Source organism: Ewingella americana (assembly GCF_006438725.1).
Taxonomy (GTDB): Bacteria; Pseudomonadota; Gammaproteobacteria; order Enterobacterales; family Enterobacteriaceae; genus Ewingella; species Ewingella americana_A.
In genome coordinates this window covers 152,233-170,791 of the sequence record NZ_RCZD01000007.1, presented here as the reverse complement: position 1 = coordinate 170,791, position 18,559 = coordinate 152,233, and the positions used below count along the sequence as shown (strand labels likewise).

Here is an 18,559-nt window from a genome sequence, read left to right as displayed (position 1 = left end):
TTTTTCTTTGCTCTTCAGGCGATAAACGTCAGCGTTACTTCAGCCAGCCCTGCGCGTGGGCATGGTCCAGATGGCCACGGATGTGTTGCCACAATTCCGGGTTGATGTCGCCGATGAATGAGTTGCGTGCCAGCACCTGCTCCAGACGAATGTTGTTTTCCACCCAGCTTTGGCCCCGATTGTTCAGGTTCATGATGACCGGCAGCACACGGTCGATCATCAGCGCAAAGCGTGCTTCCGGGGTAACACCTGCTTCATATTCATTCCACAAATCCCGGAATTGCTGATTCAGCGGTGCAGGCAACATGCCAAACAGGCGGTCGGCGGCCATTACTTCCTGGTCGTGCACTGCTTCGCGGGCGGCGAGGTCATAAACCATAACGTCACCGGCATCGATTTCAACGATGTCATGCAGCAGTGCCATGCGGATCACTTGCTGAATATCGACATCTTTTGGCGCATAAGGCGCAAGAGACATGGCGGCTACGGCGAAATGCCAGCTGTGTTCCGCTGAGTTTTCCTGGCGCTGAGTACCGAGCACTTTCGTGCGGCGTTGTACGCTTTTCAGTTTATCGATTTCCATCAGGAACTGAAAAACGGCAGTCATCGAGCCGAAATTCAGCGCGGAAGAAGCTTCAGACATATTCAAACCTCAGTCATTGTGACGTCATTATCGGACCATTGAGCTATACGATAATCCGATGTTTTAAAAAAATCATGTTTTTACATGCGACAAAGAATGTTTTATCAAAACCTCATGCAGTGAAATTATCAATAAAGTGAATGATTTGAGGTGTTTCTAAAAAGAGAGTCGATGAAATAATTATCGCGCTAAGAGCTTGTTACATCAGTTAATACTAATTTTTAGCGTACACGTGTACACTGGAATTATTCTCAGCTACTCTGCTTTGCAGGTAAATTTTTGACCGATTTTAGAAAGTGTGTTTCTCAATAATTACCTCGGAGAATATGATTTTATGAGTAAAACACTGCGCCAGGATTATCCCTGGGCTGAAGAGATTGCCAACAGCCTGAGCCATGGCGTCGGGCTGGTGTTAGGTATCGTAGGATTAGTGCTGTTACTGGTACAGGCCACGGCTGAAAACGCCAATGTGATGGCGATAACCAGTTACAGCCTGTACGGCGGCAGCATGATATTGCTGTTTCTGGCCTCCACGCTCTATCATGCTATTCCACATGAAAAAGCCAAATATTGGCTGAAAAAACTCGATCACTGCGCGATTTATATCTTGATAGCCGGCACTTATACGCCATTCCTGCTGGTCGGGCTGAATTCGCCGCTGGCCAAAGGGCTGATGGCGGTGATCTGGGGACTGGCGCTGTTTGGCGTTATCTTCAAGATGGCCTTTGCACACCGTTTTGAGGTGTTGTCGCTTATCACCTACCTGACTATGGGCTGGCTATCGCTTATTGTGATTTATCAACTGGCGGTACGTCTGTCGGCGGGAGGTGTTGCGTTGCTGGCCGTTGGCGGATTGTTATATACGCTGGGCGTGATTTTCTACGCGTCTAAGCGCATTCCCTATGCTCACGCCATCTGGCACGGGTTTGTACTGGGCGGCTGTGCGTGCCACTTTTTTGCGGTGTATTTCTATATACTCGCTGGGACATAACCGGGGAAATGACAGGGCCAGCTTGTTTGGCTGACCCCGTTTAACTTATCGGCTTATTACTTCTCTTCAACCAACGAATACGGCAACGGCTGAATACTTAACTGGCTGGCGGCGTCATCACGTACGCGCAGTTTTGCATCGGCATCGAGATCGTTATTCAGCACGGCCTGCACCCATAGGCTGCCGTCATTAAGCTGGCTGGCAGCAAGGACAGTGCCGGTGCGTCGCCAGTTCTCACCCAGTTGTAACTCCAGATCATCCCCTGCGGCCGGCACTTTGCTGGCATTACCGGCTAACCAGTAAAGCGCACGTTTATTCGCACCGCGGTATTTGGCTCGGGCAACCATCTCCTGCCCGGCGTAGCAACCCTTGGTAAAGCTGATACCGTCCAGAGCCTGGATATTGGTAGCCTGTGGAATAAATTGCACACTGTTGACGGTGTCGATCACCGGATAACCGGCTTCAATATCCAGCGCCAGCCACTGCTGGCTGTCGTTGAGTTGAGCCTGTTCGCCCAGTTCTTCAACCATCTGTTGCGCTTTCTCAGGACTGGTAACAATCAGGTAGCGCTCGGCAGGCAGTGAAAGGTGTAGCAATGTGCTCTCATCCTGCTGCACGACCGGTTGTTCTGCGGTTGGCAGCGTTGAGAACAGACCTTTTAGCGCTGCGCTTGCCTGAAAACCGGCGACACCCAGCAGCACGACGTCGTCATCTTCAGTGAAGGTCACTTTTGAAAATACCGCGTACTTTTTCATCTCGGTCATCTGCTGGTTACGCAGGTTACGGCGCTCGATAAACGCCATACCGTCACCGCGTTTGAACAGACGCATGTTGCTCCACATTTTGCCTTTGGCATCACAATGGGCGCAGAGTATGTGCTGGTTTGGTGCCAGCGCATCAATATCGGCAGTCACCTGACCTTGCAAATATTTCACCGTATCGGCGCCGGTCATGGAGACCATCGCCCAGTCTTCCAATGAAATTAAGGTCAGCGGGAGATGGGAAGAGGCTGAAGGTTTTTGCGGTGGAAACGGAAACTTGTACGCCATGATGCGATCCTGGGCTGAGAGACATGAACAGTTAACCCCATGGTAAAAGAGCCGCTCCTCTTTGCAAACTCAATTTATGCCATTTACGGGATGCCTCGCAGCCTATCTCTCCGTTACATGAAAATATCGCAGTATTTTGCGAGGCGAGATGGAGATGTGAACATCGGCGCATGTAAAGGTTACGCGCAGGGCACATGGACTGCTAGAATCCTTCCCGACCGATAAAAAACATTATCAATGTACCTCAAAAAAGAGTCAGTTTATGGAAAGCAAAACCCAACTGGACATTCATAACAGATCCCGCATTCACTGGGCATGCCGTCGCGGTATGCGTGAGCTGGATATCTCCATCATGCCGTTTTTCGAATACGAATATGACAGCCTTGATGACAATGATAAGGCATTGTTCGCGCGTCTGCTGACCAGCGATGATCCCGATTTATTCAATTGGTTGATGAATCACGGCGCGCCTCAGGACGCCGAATTGCAACGCATGGTGGCCCTCATTCAGACGCGAAATAAAGACCGTGGCCCTGTGGCAATGTGATTTACGGGTTTCATGGCGCAGTCAGCTTATTTCGCTGGGTATTCACGGTGCAATAATGCTGGCGATTTTGCTTGCGCCATGGCCCGCAGGTTATTGGCCGGTATGGATGACGCTGCTGCTGGTGGTGATATTCGAATGCATCCGTAGCCAGCGGCGGATCACTTCGCGCCATGGCGAGATAAGCCTGCTCGACAGCAACCGGCTGATTTGGCAGCATCAGGAATGGGTGATCAAAAAGCCGGTCTGGATGATCGACAGCGGAATATTACTGTCTTTGCAGCGTGAGAAGCGTAAAGGCGGACTACGTCAGGCGATGCGCAGCTCGCGACAACGGCTGTGGCTGGCATCCGACAGCATGAGTCAGGAAGAGTGGCGGCGATTAAGGCAGTTGCTGCTGATCACCCAGCCGGAAAAAGAGACCCGCTGAGGTTAAAGAGGTTCAGAGCGAACCTCTTTGGTCTTATTGCATGCGACATGGATCAGCTCAGTAAGCCGTCCATTTCCAGCAGGATTTGGTCGCACCAGCTTTCCAGGCGCTCTTCACTGAGATCGAACTGGTTAACATCATCCAGCGCGAGGCCAACAAAATGTTTGCCATCCGGGCTGAGGGGTTTAGGGCTGGTAAATTCAAAGCCTTCGATGGGCCAAAAACCGATGAATTGTACGCCGAGCGGCAGTAAGCGGTCATACAACATGCCCAGCGCATCAAGGAACCATTCACCGTAGCCCAGTTGATCGCCCATGCCATACATTGCGATGATTTTCCCGCGCAGATTCAGGGTTGGGAGCTTATCCCACACCGCTTCCCAGTCTTCCTGAATTTCGCCGAAGTCCCAGGTCGGGATACCGAGGATCAAAATGTCGTACTCTTCCATTTTGACCGGATCGACATCCTTTAAATTGTGCAAATCGACCAGCTCTTCGCCGAGGATCTCGCGGATTTTTTCCGCTGCCATTTCGGTATAACAGGTGCTTGAGCCGTAAAAAAGTCCAATCTTCATGCTTGTTGCCGTAACGTCATAAGAATGTGAATGGGGTGCAGTGTATACCTAATGAAACAGCGATTGAATGAAATAAGGAGTCAACGTGCCCGATGCCGATTATGACCAAGCGCTGTGTGAGCAATTTCTGGATACGCTATGGATTGAGCGCAACCTCGCTGAAAACACGCTGGCATCTTACCGGCTGGATTTAAAATCATTGCTTGGTTGGCTGCACCATCACGACAGCGACTTGCTGCACGTGCAGGCCGATGGCCTGCAATCTTTCCTCGCAGAAAGAATCGAAGGGGGTTACAAGGCTACCAGCTCGGCCCGTTTACTTAGCGCGATGCGTCGCCTTTTTCAGTATATGAACCGGGAGTCTCTGCGCCACGATGATCCTACGGCGCTATTGTCGTCGCCTAAATTGCCGCAGCGCTTACCTAAAGATCTCAGTGAGGCGCAGGTCGATGCACTTCTGGCAGCGCCGAGCATAGAGACACCGCTAGAACTGCGCGACAAAGCCATGCTTGAGCTGCTGTATGCTACCGGCTTGCGGGTGTCGGAACTGGTCGGGCTGACGCTCAGCGATATCAGTCTGCGGCAGGGTGTGGTGCGGGTGATTGGTAAAGGCGACAAAGAAAGGCTGGTCCCGCTTGGCGAAGAAGCCGTTTATTGGATCGAGTATTATTTTGAGCACGGACGCCCGTGGCTGCTTAACGGTGTATCGCTGGATATCGTGTTTCCAAGCAATCGGGCACAGAAAATGACCCGGCAGACTTTCTGGCATCGTATCAAACACTATGCGATCCTTGCTCATATTGATGCAGAACGGCTCTCTCCGCATGTCTTGCGTCACGCCTTCGCGACCCATTTGCTGAACCACGGGGCAGACCTGCGCGTCGTGCAAATGTTATTAGGTCACAGTGACTTGTCGACCACCCAAATCTATACCCATGTAGCGACTGAACGACTCAAAAAGCTGCATCAACAACATCATCCCCGTGCCTGAGCGCGGAGAGATAAAGGACGCAATGATGAAAAAAGGTTTAATGCTGTTAACCCTACTGGCCGCGTGTATCACTTCCACGGTTCAGGCAGACGACGCGGCGCTCCAGGGAACCCTCAATAAACTAGGCATGAAAAACGCTGAGATCCAGCCTTCGCCGGTTGCCGGCCTGAAAGCGATAACGACCGACAGCGGTGTGATTTACATTACTGATGATGGCAAGCACGTATTGCAAGGGCCGATGTATGACGTCAGCGGTACGCAACCGGTAAACGTGACCAACCAAATGTTGATCACCCGGCTGGATGCGTTGAAAAGCGAAATGATTATCTACAAAGCCAAAAATGAAAAACACGTCATCACCGTGTTTACCGATATCACCTGTGGCTATTGCCACAAGCTGCATCAGCAGATGCAGGACTATAACGATCTCGGTATTACGGTGCGTTATTTGGCGTTTCCGCGTCAGGGGCTGAACTCCAAAACCGAAAAAGATATGCAATCTATCTGGTGTACCGGCAACCGTAAGCAGTCGTTTGATGCGGCTATGCGCGGTGACGAGATCTCTCCGGCCAGTTGCAAAACCAATATTGCCAAACACTTTGAGCTGGGTGTGCAGTTTGGTGTGACGGGTACGCCAGCCATCGTGCTCGAAAACGGTACGATGATCCCGGGTTATCAGCCGCCGAAAGAGATGGCGGCGATGCTCGATGCTCAGGATGTTTCAAACAAAACCGGTGGTTGATTTTACGTGACTCTGCTGACCCAACTTCGCCGCCGTGAAGCGGCTGACGGCGCGTCTCTTCCCGCCGAACTCTCTCCTTTACTGCGCCGGTTATATGCCGCGCGGGGTGTTCAGGGGCCGCAAGAACTGGAACGCAGCGTACGCGGTTTGCTGGGCTACGAACTGCTCGATGGTATTGATACCGCTGTGGCGCTGCTGCAAAAAGCCCTGCGCGACCGCCTGCGAATCATGGTAGTGGGAGATTTCGACGCCGACGGTGCGACCAGTACCGCACTGACCGTCCTCTCCCTGCGCAGTATGGGGTGCAGCGAGATTAATTATTTGGTGCCCAACCGTTTTGACGACGGTTACGGCCTCAGTCCGGAAGTGGTCGAACAGGCTGCAGCCCGGGGCGCTGAACTGATCCTGACCGTCGATAACGGCATTTCATCCCATGCGGGTGTCGATCTGGCCCACGAGAAGGGCATTCTGGTGCTGGTTACCGATCACCATCTACCGGGTGAGACGCTGCCTGCGGCGCAAGCCATTATTAATCCCAACTTGCACGGCTGTGAATTCCCCTCTAAGTCGCTGGCGGGCGTTGGGGTGGCGTTCTATTTGATGCTGGCGCTGCGTGCGGCGCTGCATAAAAGTGGCTGGTTCGAAGAGAAAGGGCTGCCTATGCCCAACCTGGCCGAATGGCTGGACTTAGTGGCTCTTGGCACCGTGGCTGACGTCGTGCCGCTTGATGCCAACAACCGCATTCTGGTGTATCAGGGGCTGAATCGCATTCGTGCCGGGAAGTGTCGCCCTGGTATCCGCGCCTTGCTGGAAGTCGCCAACCGTGAAGCGCGCACGCTGTGCGCCAGTGACTTAGGTTTTGCGCTGGGGCCGCGTCTGAATGCTGCCGGGCGACTGGACGATATGTCGATAGGCGTGGCGCTGCTGCTCAGTGACGACATCGCGCAGGCCCGCGCTTTAGCCAGCGATCTGGATGCGCTGAACCAGACCCGCCGTGAAATCGAGCAGGGGATGCAGGTTGAAGCACTGGCCCTGTGTGACAAGCTGGAAAGCAGCAGCGACGAGCTGCCTTATGGGCTGGCGATGTACCACCCCGAGTGGCATCAGGGTGTGGTTGGCATTTTAGCGTCGCGCCTGAAAGAGCGCTTCAACCGGCCTGTCATTGCTTTTGCCCCCGCAGGCGATGGCATTCTCAAAGGCTCAGGTCGTTCGATTGCCGGTCTGCATATGCGCGACGCACTGGAGCGTATCGATACACTTAACCCTGGCCTGATGATGAAGTTTGGCGGACACGCAATGGCGGCCGGGTTGTCACTGGAAGAGGCGAAGTTTGACGAGTTCCGCGCCCGTTTTGCCGAGCTGGTGGGCGAATGGCTGGATCCGTCACATCTGGAAGGTGTCATCTGGTCTGACGGCGAACTGGCCGGTCAGGAGCTGACTATCGACACCGCTGAAATGCTGCGCGACGGCGGTCCGTGGGGGCAGGCTTTCCCAGAGCCGACCTTTGATGGCCGTTTCCGTATTCTGCAACAAAAGCTGCTTAAAGAACGTCATTTGAAGCTGATGATTGAACCGATTGGCGGCGGGCCACTGCTCGACGGCATTGCGTTTAACATTGATCCGACCTTCTGGCCGGACAGCAGTGTGCGCGAAGTCGAACTGGCTTACCGGCTGGATATTAACGAATATCGCGGTAATCGCAGCGTTCAGTTGATCATCCAGCATTTGTGGCCGAAATAAGCCGGGTTGCGCTCGTCACATGGGTGAATAAACGGCGCTAAAAAAACGGCAACTTGCTATAAACCGGCCGCTAATTCCGTTAGAATTGGCGGTTCGAATGGCATTGGGCCAACTCCGAATCAACGTAAGACGCGAAAAAACATGTTTGAAATTAATCCGGTAAAAAACCGCATTCAGGACCTGACTGAGCGGACTAACGTCCTCAGGGGGTATCTTTGACTATGATGCCAAGAAAGAACGCCTCGAAGAAGTAAACGCCGAGCTGGAACAGCCCGACGTCTGGAACGAACCCGAACGCGCACAGGCGCTGGGTAAAGAACGTTCCACGCTGGAAGCGATTGTCGAAACTATCGACCAACTGACCCAGGGCCGCGACGATGTATCCGGTCTGCTGGAGCTGGCGATTGAAGCTGACGACGAAGAGACCTTCAACGAAGCCGTGGCAGAACTCGATGTTCTGACCACGAAGCTCGAACAGCTTGAATTCCGCCGTATGTTCTCCGGTGAGTATGACAGCGCCAACTGCTATCTGGATATCCAGGCCGGTTCAGGCGGGACAGAAGCACAGGACTGGGCCAGCATGCTGCTGCGTATGTATTTGCGCTGGGCTGAAGCCAGAGGCTTTAAAACGGAAGTGATTGAAGAGTCTGACGGCGAAGTCGCAGGCCTGAAATCAGCCACTATCAAAATCATTGGTGATTATGCCTTCGGCTGGCTGCGTACGGAAACCGGCGTCCACCGCCTGGTGCGTAAAAGCCCGTTTGACTCCGGCGGCCGTCGCCATACCTCGTTCAGCTCCGCGTTTGTTTACCCGGAAGTGGACGATGACATTGCTATCGAAATCAACCCTGCCGATCTGCGTATCGACGTATATCGTGCGTCAGGTGCGGGTGGTCAGCACGTCAACAAAACGGAATCTGCGGTACGTATTACCCACCTTCCGACCAACATTGTGACCCAGTGCCAGAACGACCGCTCACAGCATAAAAACAAAGATCAAGCCATGAAGCAGATGAAAGCCAAGCTTTATGAGTATGAAATGCAAAAGAAAAATGCTGATAAGCAACAGCTGGAAGACACCAAGTCTGACATTGGCTGGGGCAGCCAGATCCGTTCTTACGTGCTCGATGATGCGCGTATCAAAGATCTGCGCACCGGCGTTGAAACGCGAAATACGCAGGCCGTTTTGGATGGCGACCTGGATAAATTCATTGAAGCCAGTTTGAAAGCCGGGTTATGAGGAACCAAAATGTCTGAGCAACAACCGTCTGCTGAACAGCAACCAAAAGTGCAGGGCGCAGAACATGTGCCGGATCTTAACAACGAGCTGAAAGCCCGTCGTGAGAAGCTGGCCGCCTTGCGCGAAACCGGCAACGCTTTCCCTAACGATTTCCGTCGCGACAGTATTTCTGACGAAATTCATGCCAAATATGACAGCAAAGAGAACGAAGAGCTGGAAGATTTAGGCATCGAAGTGACCGTCGGTGGCCGCATGATGACCCGCCGTATCATGGGTAAAGCTTCTTTCGTCACCTTGCAGGACATGGGCGGGCGTATTCAGCTTTACGTTTCCCGTGACGATCTGGCCGAAGGCATTTACAACGAGCAGTTTAAGAAGTGGGATCTGGGAGACATTCTCGGCGCACGCGGCAAGTTGTTTAAAACCAAGACCGGCGAACTGTCGATCCACTGTTCTGAATTACGTCTGCTGACCAAAGCGCTGCGTCCGTTGCCGGACAAATTCCACGGTCTGGCCGATCAGGAAACCCGTTATCGCCAGCGTTATCTTGATCTGATCGCCAATGATGATTCGCGCAAGACATTCAAAATTCGTTCACAGATCATGGCCGGCATTCGCAGCTTCATGGTGGAAAACGGCTTCATGGAAGTCGAAACCCCAATGATGCAGGTGATCCCGGGCGGGGCTGCGGCGCGTCCGTTTATCACGCATCATAATGCGCTCGATATCGACATGTACCTGCGTATCGCGCCGGAACTGTATCTGAAGCGTTTGGTGGTGGGGGGCTTTGATCGCGTATTCGAGATCAACCGTAACTTCCGTAACGAAGGCGTTTCTCCGCGCCACAACCCAGAGTTCACGATGATGGAACTCTACATGGCGTATGCGGATTACAAAGACCTGATCGTACTGACCGAAACGCTGTTCCGCACGCTGACAGAAAATGTTCTGGGCAGCAGTGTGGTGCAGTATGGCGAGCAGACGTTTGATTTCGGTAAGCCATTTGCCAAGCTGACCATGCGTGAAGCGATCTGTAAATACCGTCCTGAAACCAACGTTACCGATCTCGATGACCTGGCGAAAGCGACGGCAATTGCACAATCCATCGGCATTAAAATCGAGAAGAGTTGGGGTCTGGGCCGTATCGTGACTGAGATCTTCGAAGAAACCGCCGAAGCGCAACTGATTCAACCGACCTTCATCACCGAGTACCCAGCAGAAGTGTCACCGCTGGCGCGCCGTAATGATGAAAACCCGGAAATCACTGACCGTTTCGAGTTCTTCATCGGTGGCCGCGAAATCGGCAACGGTTTCTCAGAGCTGAACGATGCGGAAGACCAGGCTCAGCGCTTTGCCGATCAGGTTTCTGCGAAAGACGCGGGCGACGACGAAGCGATGTTCTATGACGAAGACTACGTGACAGCGCTGGAACACGGTCTGCCGCCTACAGCCGGTCTTGGTATTGGTATCGACCGTATGGTTATGCTGTTCACCAACAGCCACACCATCCGCGACGTTATCCTGTTCCCGGCTATGCGTCCGCAGAAATAAATTCGCGTCTGCAAGAAACACAAAAGGGAGCTTCGGCTCCCTTTTTTATGTTTATCACCGTCAGTCACTGAGAGTGATTGAGACGTTGTGAGATAAAGTGTTCCCCTCATTGATAGTTAAATCAGAGACCTGGTGCAACGCTGAGTGAAATTAACTCAGGAGAGTCACCCATGTCTGACCCGCATTTTTCCTCCCTACATGTTACTGCCAGCGCCATTGACGCCGACAGTTGGTATCAGCCTGTCACCCTGACATTTATCAATGCAGGCAGCAGCAGCGTCGATCTTAACCAGGCAGTACTGAGCTTTTCCGCCTGTGGTGCGGCGGACAGCTTCGGCGTCATCAGCGGTTCATTGGCGGAGACTAAAGTGCCGGTTATCACCGTTGAAGATGGATGGCCGCTGAAAACGACCCGGATTGAGTTCGCTTACGGTGGGCCGATGTTACTTGCCGCCGGGCAAAGCGACACATTGACGTTTCATATGTCTGCCAGTCAGGTTCCTTTCGAGGTCACACAATGGTTGCTGCTGCTGGCCTCGGGTGAGCAGCCCAATGCCGATGATGATGATGGAGAGGCAGTTATTCCGGTGCCGAAACCAGAACCAGAACCAGAACCAGAACCAACGTCTGAACCCCAGGCAGAAACGGCCAGCGTCAGTGTGCAGGTTAGCCCAATATCATCAGGAAGCTGGTATCAAAAAATCACGTTGAGCCTGACCAATATTACTTCTCAGTCGATTGATTTTACCCTGGCCGAGATTGAGTTTTTTGCCACCGGTCATCCTGATGAATACAGCCCGTTCGGCGGGTCGCTGGTGGGCAGCAACTCCCCGGTCGCAAAGCGTGACGGTGGCTGGCCGCTGGAGAAAAACACCCTGACATTGCAGGCGGGTGGCAACCTGCAGCTTGATGCAGGAAAAACCGGCACCTTGACTTTTTCACTGAGCGCCACGCAGACGCCAGTGACGCTGGGTGAAGTGCGGGTGACATTGCGGAGTGACCCGGCACGCCAGGGGGAGCTGATCGTGGTTATGCCTTCGTCCGGGGTGGCCGGTATTGGCGATCCAACGCTGACGCTGATCACCGAGTCTGGTGCGCAGACGGCTCACTCGTTAAGCTGGAACAGCCGTAATAGCCTGAAAAATCTGGCCTATGGACGTTATTGTATTCAGACTGACTCGCTGGAAAACGCCACGGCACGCTTGACCCCAGCCCAGTCTCAGCAGCAAATCACGCTCTCGGCGGTCAATTCTCCCTGCATCATTAATATCAATTATGAGTCACCGGTGTTTTTCGCCAGCGCGTTGCTCTCCCTGACACCCAATGCGAGTGTCAAAGAGGGCGAGATAGACATTGAGCTGACGCAAGCAGCCACCACGCAGACCGTAGCGCAACGTTTTGAGCCGGGAAAAACCACACAGGTTTCCCAACTTACCCATCAGGTGGTCTGTGACGCGCGGATAAAAACCACCCGTATCAATAATATTGAATTCAGTGCGGCGGCTGAACCCAAGACCTTCAAACCAAATAAAGACGCGGTCATGTCGGTCATTTTGGACTACCAGTTCAAACCGGTAAGCAGCGCGGGCATGATCTTCGCCACGCTACAGGCGACAGGTTTGCCTGCGGGGAGCCAGAAAATCAGCGTCTCACTGGTAAGCAAAGACCGGGCCACGCAGTACTATTTCACTCTTAATGGCGCCGGTGAGATGGCGATCCCTTATGCGCTGGCGGCAGGTGATTACTGGCTGAATGCCAAAAAACTCACGGTGGACGGGCGCCGTTATATTCCACTGACCGACACGCCGGTGACTGTCTCTGCGGTCTCCAAACGTCTGGTTCTGGTGTTTGATAAAGGCGTCGATTTACAGGTGCGCGGCTGGCCCGACTATCTGGCACACGGCGGTGTGACGGTAAATTCATCCTCAAGTGTCACGGCTTACAATAATGTTCCGGTCAGCGCCTTGTTCAAGTACGACGGATTTGATGGCGGAGGTGACCCGATTCCTGCTGCTGAAGTGGATTCCAACGGTGATGGTTATCTGGATCTCGTCTCATTACCGGTCCACCAGACCTGCAGTGTCGCGCGCCAGATTGAGCTGGCCAGCGGCCTTGCCGTTATGCCAGTGATGGTGGTTTATACCGCGAATGCCAGTGGTGGCAGTGCGGTCCCGGATTTAGCCGACAGCCAGCGGCTGCGTAACCATTTTGGCAGTTTCATCACCCAGTGCGTGGCGGCGCAAAGTTATAAAGATGAGGATCATCCGGTGCCGGTTACCTTCGTCCTTAACCCGGATTTCCTCGGCGCGATGCAGCAGGAGCCGTCGGGTTACCAGGCTTTGCGCAAAGCCAACAGCGTACAGGTCAACAGCCTGTTGCAAAAAGCAGTGAGCGATCTCAAACCGATATTGAATTACACCACGCCGGTATTGCCGCATTTTGACGACTCGCTTTACGGTTATTTGCAGGCAATAAACTACATTGTTCATACCTTCGCGCCTGATGTCGCTTTCGGATGGCAAACCAACGTCTGGGCAACCGGAGGCGCGGATTGGGTGTTGCGGGACAACGTTGACTCCCGCGATTATGCCGATCAGGTGGTGACTTACCTGGATGAGTTGGGCGTTTATCAGGGCGCGTATGTGCCAGATTTTATTGTGTTTGATAAATTTGAACGTGACTGTTTCAGTCCGGATGCCCTGGCGCATTACGGTTGGAATGCCACCAGTTGGCTTAATTATCTGAAGCTGGTGAAGTACACCGCGAGTGGCCTGAATAAACCGGCGATGATTTGGCAAATTCCCGGTGGCCATATGCCGACCGAGTCGGAGGGCACCAGCATGTTATCCAGCGCGCACTTTGCTTCCGGGGGCAGTTTCTTTATGGGGGATACCCGCATCGGCAGCGATGTTAATAAGGTGTCGAAGGCGCTGCGGAATACCGCGGTCAATCCGGTGAATTACGGCGTGAAAACGGTCGGAGAGTTTTTACTCAAAGATCAGGGCTACGATTGGGGGCAGGCACAGGTGGATAACCTAACCGACTACAATATCTTCTCCATTTTATGGGGGGGAGGTTCGACGGTTAGCATCACCAGTATTCAGTCAAACGGTACTGACGGCGGCTGGCTGGCGCAGAAAATGCGCGAATATTATGCCGCACCTAACTACTTTGCCGACTGACCTCACCGGAAGGGATCAACTGACCGCTCAAAACACCGCCACTTGGCGGTGTTTACTGCTTGTCACTCAGATGGTTAAGGTTATAATGCCCCTCGCACATCGATGCGGGTGTAGTTCAATGGTAGAACGGCAGCTTCCCAAGCTGCATACGAGGGTTCGATTCCCTTCACCCGCTCCAAACACAAGTCTTCTGAACTCCACCAAACTCAGCAAAAACCTTACTCTACTTCATACTTTTTGCATTTCTAGCCAGCCCACTTCACCGTCAATCATTTCAGCCAGCAACCAGCGTTCAAAATCCTGCAGTGCAGGTTCATTTATTCCTGTTTCTACCGGTTTTACCAAACAGAATTTTTTGCTCAGGCATTCTGATTCTGGCCAGGGCGCGACAAGCGCTCCGCTACTCAGTTCTTTTTCGACGTACATACGCGGCACCATTGCCACGCCTTGTCCCGCCAATGCGGCAGCTATTGCCATTTCATGAAGATCATACCGGACACCTTGCGCCGGATTATTAAGGATTATCCCGCTTTCCTGAGCATAGTTATGCCATGCTTCTGGATTCTGCCGCCGATGAATACGTGGCAGTTCGTTCAACTGATCATCGACGTTCTTATCCGTTAACAGTGCAGGATGGCACACCGGCACCAGTTTTTCCTGAAAGAGAAAGTGCATGCGCATGCCTGCCCATGCGGGATGCTCAAAATGAATTACGGCGTCAAAGCCACTCCCGGTGAGAATGAAAGGGTCGGTTCTGGCCGCAATATTCAATGTTATGTCCGGGTACATAGATCTAAAGCTGCCCAGGCGGGGAATAAGCCACCGACTGGAAAACGTCGGCAGGACGGCAATATCCAGACTTTTACTGCCTTCAGGCATTCCCATTATGTACTGGGTATCCCTTTCGAGCCGTTCGAGCGTTTCGCGTATGTGATGTGCATAGCGTGCCCCAACAGGATTAAGCTTTACGCGGCTTCCGGTACGGTCAAACAGTCTGCGGTTGAGCAAAGATTCAAGGCGCGCAATCTGCCGGCTGATGGCTCCTTCCGTCAGCGATAACTCCTCTGCGGCCCGGGCAAAATTACCGTGCCTTGCGGCAGCATCAAACGCCTGCAGGGAAGTGCTACTGGGAATTTTTCTGCGCATAAAAACTGTCCCTTGCTCTGTACATATCATGACCTTTCAGTGAGTTAACGTCACTAATCAATGAAATAATATCGATTTATAGCCGAAAATACAGCATGTAGCATGATGAAAAGTCATTAAGCAGGTTCATTGGGTTCCTGCCGTGTTTTGGCTTTACCGCACCACAAATATACGCTCGAAACTAACCCTGCGAGGTATTTATGAACCATCCGGCCTTCACATCCCGTCAGATTGGGGATTTTCTGGTTACTGCCCTAAGTGATGGCAATATGTCAGCCAGCCTGGATTTACTGTCAGGCATTGAGACTGCGGATGCTGGGGTCATTCAGCACAGTGCAGGGATCGCTGAACCCGGCAATATCCATATCAACTGTTATCTAATCCGCGGTCGGGGGCGAACCATTCTGGTTGACACCGGTACGGGAGGCCTGAACAACGTGGGAGGGCTGCTCAAAGGAAGCCTCGGTGCAGCCGGTGTCAGCCCTGATGATGTGGACACCGTTTTATTGACGCACGGCCATCCTGACCATATTGGCGGGCTGCTGGATGCTGAAGGACGGCCAGTCTATAAATATGCAGAACTTCATCTTCATCCTCTTGAAGTTGAAGCAAAATACTGGCGGGATGATGAAAGACTGAAAATGGCCAGCGAGCGCGGGAAGCGTAATTTTACGTTGGTCCGTCGAACGTTAGAAGCTTATGCACAGAACCTGCGCTTTATTGACGGGAACGAGATAATAGAGGGCATTCTCCCGGTATGGTTGCCGGGCCACACGCCAGGTCATACCGGATTGCGCATCGATTCAGGTGATAAATGCTTATTGATATGGGGAGACATCGTCCATTTCCCCCATATCCAGTCAGCACACCCATCCGTTTCCATTATATTTGACTGTGATCCCGTTCAGGCCGAAGAAACACGGAAAAAAATCCTGGAACAAGCTGTCAGGGAAAAACTGCTCATCGCAGGAATGCACTTAGACAGAACAGGGTTTGCTAATATTCTTATGGCTGATAGTGGATATCGTATTTCATACCCAGAAGAGTGAATGGGTATTCGTATCTCATTGAACACCTGTTCGCAAATCATTTGACCGCTTCCAACAAACCACAAGTGGTAGAGAAATCAGTTAGGAGTGCACCATATGCGCAACCCAGCCCTAAAACATTGAACGCTAATACAGAACTATGTTTTTGGATTGGGATGGTTATAAGACTGGGTTCTAAACAGGAATTGGACTGTTATGAGCGAGAAGCGGACGTTTTGCCCACGTCATCATCACGAGAATAAGCGATGAGACATGGATAATTTTCGTGCGAGTCGATATAACATGGAAAAGGGCAACCCCATCGCAGAGGAAAACATGGCGCTTTCGCACGAATTAATCCTAATTTACACCACTTACTTTGTCGCAACGGCCAGCCCTGGGCCAAGTAATATGGCCATTATGGGTACGGCAATGAAAAAGGGCCGCGGCGCAGCATTGGCGCTGGCGGGGGGGGTTATTGGCGGTTCTATGCTGTGGGCAATGCTGGCGGCCTGCGGCGTGCTCACTGTGCTGGCGACCTTTGCACAGTTACTGATCGTTTTAAAAATCGGTGGTGGTTTGTATCTGTTATGGCTGGCATTTAAATCGGGTAAATCCGCGCTGTGCCGCTCTGGTGCCACTGAATTTGAGGCCAGCGATGAGAGAGTCGTGTATGGCAAACTTTTCCGTCAGGGTATATTTATGCATGTTGGCAATCCCAAAGCCATCCTCACCTGGGTGGCAATCATGTCCGTTGCGCTCAAACCGGACCTGGCAGCCTCTACTTTACCCATGATCATCTTCGGCTGTGCGGCTATTTGCGTGGTGGTGTTCTGCGGCTATGCGCTGCTGTTTTCTACCGCAGTAATGGGCGCATTTTATCGTCGTATCCGCCGTGGGCTTGATGCGCTATTAGCGTGCTGCTTCGCGTTTGCGGGCCTAAAGCTGGTATTGAGTCGTAGTTGAAGAGGGTGACTTTTCCTTCTTAATTACCACGCCATGTGTTCGTAATGTCCGCTTCTTGCACTGCGCTATAGTCGATAAGCTGGTTGCGTCATAACATATCATTTACAATCCGAAGAGTATGGAAATCAATTTCCTTGGCTTTATGCTTGTGCTACTGCCTGTCGCTCTCTCCCCCGGAGCAAGCTTCACTCTTGTCATGAGTAGCGCTTTGGCCGGCGGACGCAGTGGGCTTTTTAGGACGCTGGCCGGAACGGCTTTGGGCATATACACACATGCGCTTCTTATCGGGCTTGGTATCACCGCTGTCATTGTCTCGTCTCCAGCGATTTTTGGCACACTGAAAATTGCCGGGACATTTTATCTCCTTTGGTTAGGATTAATGCTCATCGTCAGCGGCATTAAATCAAAGCGTACCGAGCTCACCAGCAGACTCTCTTCGATTACAGTCAAAGAAGCTTGGCTGGCTAACGTTCTGAATCCTAAAGCCATTATGTTTTATCTGACAGTGGTTTCACAATTTTCTGGAAAAGATGGTGGCATTAGCCACTATCTGATTCTTGCCTCCGTGCATGTGGGAGTGATGAGCATCTGGCTTATCGCCATCAGTCATGCACTCATTTTCTCAGCTAAAAATACCGATCCACTACTGCTGAAAAAATACGTCAACATCGCTGGCGGGCTACTACTCATTATTTTTTCATTACACAGCATCATTCAATAGGGTTCAGGCCGACATAGAAAAGAGGGGACCATTTACCTCTAAAGTTATTCCCTAAAATGCCGATAAAAATTTGAAGATTAAGTCTAAGCCGTGATCAATTCTTTTTTGTATTGAACAGGAGAACGAAATGGATGTATCGCAAATTACTTCACTGGCTACCAGCCTTGATAGTCAGGATCTCAGTAGTAAGGTGAACACCCTTCTGCTAAAAAAGACACTGGATAACCAACAATCAACGGCAGCCAGTCTGATCGAATCAATCCCACAATTGCCGGCTAACCCGGCGATCGGACAGAATATCAATATCACCGTCTGAACAGCAATTTGACCCGTGCATTGTTGATTAATGCACCCGGTTGTCAGCGTTAGTTTCTGGTATTGAACCGCCAACAGAGCATCTGTCTACTAATTATTATATTTAACATGGGCAACGAACTTACACATAATAAAGGACGATATGGAATTAAATAAAACCGTCATCGTAGCAGTAATCTCTCTGGGACTTATAGGGTGCGCTAGGGTATTACCCCTTGATTATAAAAATTATAATGGAAGTGATGCTGCGACGTTATATGTTCTTAACCGTGAGGGCAATGTAGGGACCATCTATCTAGGCTCTTACACCCTCAACAGCAAAGATAATTGCTACGATATGTCTGATCGCTATGAACTTGACTCAAATTTTTTTCAAGCCAAAGGGAACGTAGTGGTGAGCAAGATAAAACCCGATGTCCTATACACTGTGTCGCAGATCAATAATGAAGGACGATTCATTCGAAACTCTCACTCATCATTTATTCCAGAAGCTGGGAAATATTATTATATAGCTTCGGGAAGCAAGGCTGTTCAGGTCCCTGCTGACTTCGTTCCGGATGCTTCAGTAAACTCCGATGAAATAGTCAAAAATTATGCCAGGAACCAGGTCAGGTATTGGAATGTTAAAAAAATCTGCGGCCGTACATTCTGAAAGATTGGCTAATGTATAAATTGATTCCCCCTAAACTTAATTTTTCGATTTATA

Annotated in this window: 18 protein-coding genes and 1 tRNA gene; 15 read left to right on the top strand and 4 right to left on the bottom strand. The window is 51.6% G+C overall.

Going from position 1 to position 18,559, the window contains the following annotated elements; genetic code table 11:
• Positions 1–34 precede the first annotated feature (34 nt).
• Positions 35–643, bottom strand: a complete 609-nt coding sequence (locus EAH77_RS14465; RefSeq protein WP_140473505.1) for an HD domain-containing protein — start codon at positions 641–643, stop codon at positions 35–37.
• Between the two features lie 334 nt (positions 644–977).
• On the opposite strand from EAH77_RS14465, the gene trhA reads away from it, so the two are divergent.
• Entirely contained in the window at positions 978–1,634 is a 657-nt protein-coding gene (gene trhA, locus EAH77_RS14460) for a PAQR family membrane homeostasis protein TrhA (protein WP_140473504.1), read from the top strand.
• Between the two features lie 56 nt (positions 1,635–1,690).
• Here the strand turns inward: trhA and ygfZ are convergent, their stop codons facing one another.
• Complete coding sequence (ygfZ, locus tag EAH77_RS14455; RefSeq protein WP_140473503.1) at positions 1,691–2,683, bottom strand: tRNA-modifying protein YgfZ; 993 nt, start codon at positions 2,681–2,683, stop codon at positions 1,691–1,693.
• Positions 2,684–2,963: 280 nt separating this feature from the next.
• On the opposite strand from ygfZ, the gene sdhE reads away from it, so the two are divergent.
• Together sdhE and EAH77_RS14445 are read left to right on the top strand one after the other, a co-directional pair.
• Positions 2,964–3,230: an FAD assembly factor SdhE gene (gene sdhE, locus EAH77_RS14450; protein WP_140473595.1), complete on the top strand. Its 267-nt coding sequence runs from the start codon at positions 2,964–2,966 to the stop codon at positions 3,228–3,230.
• A complete protein-coding gene (locus tag EAH77_RS14445) occupies positions 3,211–3,657 on the top strand; it encodes a protein YgfX (protein ID WP_140473502.1) in 447 nt (148 codons plus the stop codon). The genes sdhE and EAH77_RS14445 overlap by 20 nt, the downstream gene beginning before the upstream one ends.
• A 52-nt stretch (positions 3,658–3,709) precedes the next feature.
• Here the strand turns inward: EAH77_RS14445 and fldB are convergent, their stop codons facing one another.
• A complete protein-coding gene (fldB, locus tag EAH77_RS14440) occupies positions 3,710–4,231 on the bottom strand; it encodes a flavodoxin FldB (RefSeq protein ID WP_140473501.1) in 522 nt (173 codons plus the stop codon).
• A gap of 85 nt (positions 4,232–4,316) precedes the next feature.
• On the opposite strand from fldB, the gene xerD reads away from it, so the two are divergent.
• The 7 genes from xerD to EAH77_RS14405 all read left to right on the top strand — a co-directional run bounded on the left by xerD (position 4,317) and on the right by EAH77_RS14405 (position 13,855).
• Positions 4,317–5,222, top strand: coding sequence for a site-specific tyrosine recombinase XerD (xerD, locus tag EAH77_RS14435; protein WP_140473500.1), 906 nt, complete (start codon positions 4,317–4,319; stop codon positions 5,220–5,222).
• Between the two features lie 25 nt (positions 5,223–5,247).
• The gene (gene dsbC / locus EAH77_RS14430; protein WP_140473499.1) at positions 5,248–5,964 is read left to right on the top strand and encodes a bifunctional protein-disulfide isomerase/oxidoreductase DsbC; all 717 of its coding nucleotides are present in this window, start codon (positions 5,248–5,250) and stop codon (positions 5,962–5,964) included.
• Positions 5,965–5,970: 6 nt separating this feature from the next.
• Complete coding sequence (gene recJ, locus EAH77_RS14425) at positions 5,971–7,704, top strand: single-stranded-DNA-specific exonuclease RecJ (RefSeq protein ID WP_140473498.1); 1,734 nt, start codon at positions 5,971–5,973, stop codon at positions 7,702–7,704.
• Positions 7,705–7,845: 141 nt separating this feature from the next.
• Positions 7,846–8,944 (top strand): peptide chain release factor 2 gene (prfB, locus tag EAH77_RS14420; RefSeq protein ID WP_140473497.1). Its coding sequence is split into 2 segments (ribosomal slippage): positions 7,846–7,920 and positions 7,922–8,944, totalling 1,098 coding nucleotides; the frame shifts between segments, so codons are not numbered across the junction.
• A gap of 9 nt (positions 8,945–8,953) precedes the next feature.
• A complete protein-coding gene (lysS, locus tag EAH77_RS14415) occupies positions 8,954–10,495 on the top strand; it encodes a lysine--tRNA ligase (protein WP_140473496.1) in 1,542 nt (513 codons plus the stop codon).
• Positions 10,496–10,665: 170 nt separating this feature from the next.
• Positions 10,666–13,677 (top strand): chitinase, encoded by a 3,012-nt coding sequence (locus tag EAH77_RS14410; RefSeq protein ID WP_140473495.1) that lies wholly within the window; start codon positions 10,666–10,668, stop codon positions 13,675–13,677.
• Between the two features lie 104 nt (positions 13,678–13,781).
• Positions 13,782–13,855: transfer RNA gene (locus EAH77_RS14405), tRNA-Gly, on the top strand.
• 50 nt (positions 13,856–13,905) lie between these two features.
• Here EAH77_RS14405 and EAH77_RS14400 read toward each other — a convergent pair.
• Positions 13,906–14,823, bottom strand: coding sequence for a LysR substrate-binding domain-containing protein (locus tag EAH77_RS14400; protein ID WP_140473494.1), 918 nt, complete (start codon positions 14,821–14,823; stop codon positions 13,906–13,908).
• Between the two features lie 200 nt (positions 14,824–15,023).
• Here EAH77_RS14400 and EAH77_RS14395 point away from each other — a divergent pair, with 200 nt between their 5' ends.
• The 5 genes from EAH77_RS14395 (at position 15,024) to EAH77_RS14375 (ending at position 18,505) form a co-directional block, all read left to right on the top strand.
• Positions 15,024–15,872, top strand: a complete 849-nt coding sequence (locus tag EAH77_RS14395) for an MBL fold metallo-hydrolase (RefSeq protein ID WP_140473493.1) — start codon at positions 15,024–15,026, stop codon at positions 15,870–15,872.
• Positions 15,873–16,187: 315 nt separating this feature from the next.
• Positions 16,188–16,817 carry a LysE family translocator gene (locus tag EAH77_RS14390; RefSeq protein ID WP_140473492.1) on the top strand — a complete coding sequence of 210 codons (630 nt, stop codon included), beginning with the start codon at positions 16,188–16,190 and terminating at the stop codon, positions 16,815–16,817.
• A 118-nt stretch (positions 16,818–16,935) separates the two neighbouring features.
• The gene (locus EAH77_RS14385; RefSeq protein ID WP_140473491.1) at positions 16,936–17,538 is read left to right on the top strand and encodes a LysE family translocator; all 603 of its coding nucleotides are present in this window, start codon (positions 16,936–16,938) and stop codon (positions 17,536–17,538) included.
• 127 nt (positions 17,539–17,665) lie between these two features.
• Positions 17,666–17,854 carry a YjfB family protein gene (locus EAH77_RS14380; protein WP_140473490.1) on the top strand — a complete coding sequence of 63 codons (189 nt, stop codon included), beginning with the start codon at positions 17,666–17,668 and terminating at the stop codon, positions 17,852–17,854.
• Between the two features lie 141 nt (positions 17,855–17,995).
• Positions 17,996–18,505 carry a hypothetical protein gene (locus EAH77_RS14375; RefSeq protein WP_140473489.1) on the top strand — a complete coding sequence of 170 codons (510 nt, stop codon included), beginning with the start codon at positions 17,996–17,998 and terminating at the stop codon, positions 18,503–18,505.
• Positions 18,506–18,559: the final 54 nt, after the last annotated feature.

Coding starts and splice junctions, on each gene's coding strand:
- EAH77_RS14465 (WP_140473505.1), bottom strand. CDS start 643: ATGTCTGAAGCTTCTTCCGCGCTGAATTTCGGCTCGATGACTGCCGTT.
- trhA (WP_140473504.1), top strand. CDS start 978: ATGAGTAAAACACTGCGCCAGGATTATCCCTGGGCTGAAGAGATTGCC.
- ygfZ (WP_140473503.1), bottom strand. CDS start 2,683: ATGGCGTACAAGTTTCCGTTTCCACCGCAAAAACCTTCAGCCTCTTCC.
- fldB (WP_140473501.1), bottom strand. CDS start 4,231: ATGAAGATTGGACTTTTTTACGGCTCAAGCACCTGTTATACCGAAATG.
- dsbC (WP_140473499.1), top strand. CDS start 5,248: ATGAAAAAAGGTTTAATGCTGTTAACCCTACTGGCCGCGTGTATCACT.
- lysS (WP_140473496.1), top strand. CDS start 8,954: ATGTCTGAGCAACAACCGTCTGCTGAACAGCAACCAAAAGTGCAGGGC.
- EAH77_RS14410 (WP_140473495.1), top strand. CDS start 10,666: ATGTCTGACCCGCATTTTTCCTCCCTACATGTTACTGCCAGCGCCATT.
- EAH77_RS14400 (WP_140473494.1), bottom strand. CDS start 14,823: ATGCGCAGAAAAATTCCCAGTAGCACTTCCCTGCAGGCGTTTGATGCT.
- EAH77_RS14395 (WP_140473493.1), top strand. CDS start 15,024: ATGAACCATCCGGCCTTCACATCCCGTCAGATTGGGGATTTTCTGGTT.
- EAH77_RS14390 (WP_140473492.1), top strand. CDS start 16,188: ATGGCGCTTTCGCACGAATTAATCCTAATTTACACCACTTACTTTGTC.
- EAH77_RS14385 (WP_140473491.1), top strand. CDS start 16,936: ATGGAAATCAATTTCCTTGGCTTTATGCTTGTGCTACTGCCTGTCGCT.
- EAH77_RS14380 (WP_140473490.1), top strand. CDS start 17,666: ATGGATGTATCGCAAATTACTTCACTGGCTACCAGCCTTGATAGTCAG.
- EAH77_RS14375 (WP_140473489.1), top strand. CDS start 17,996: ATGGAATTAAATAAAACCGTCATCGTAGCAGTAATCTCTCTGGGACTT.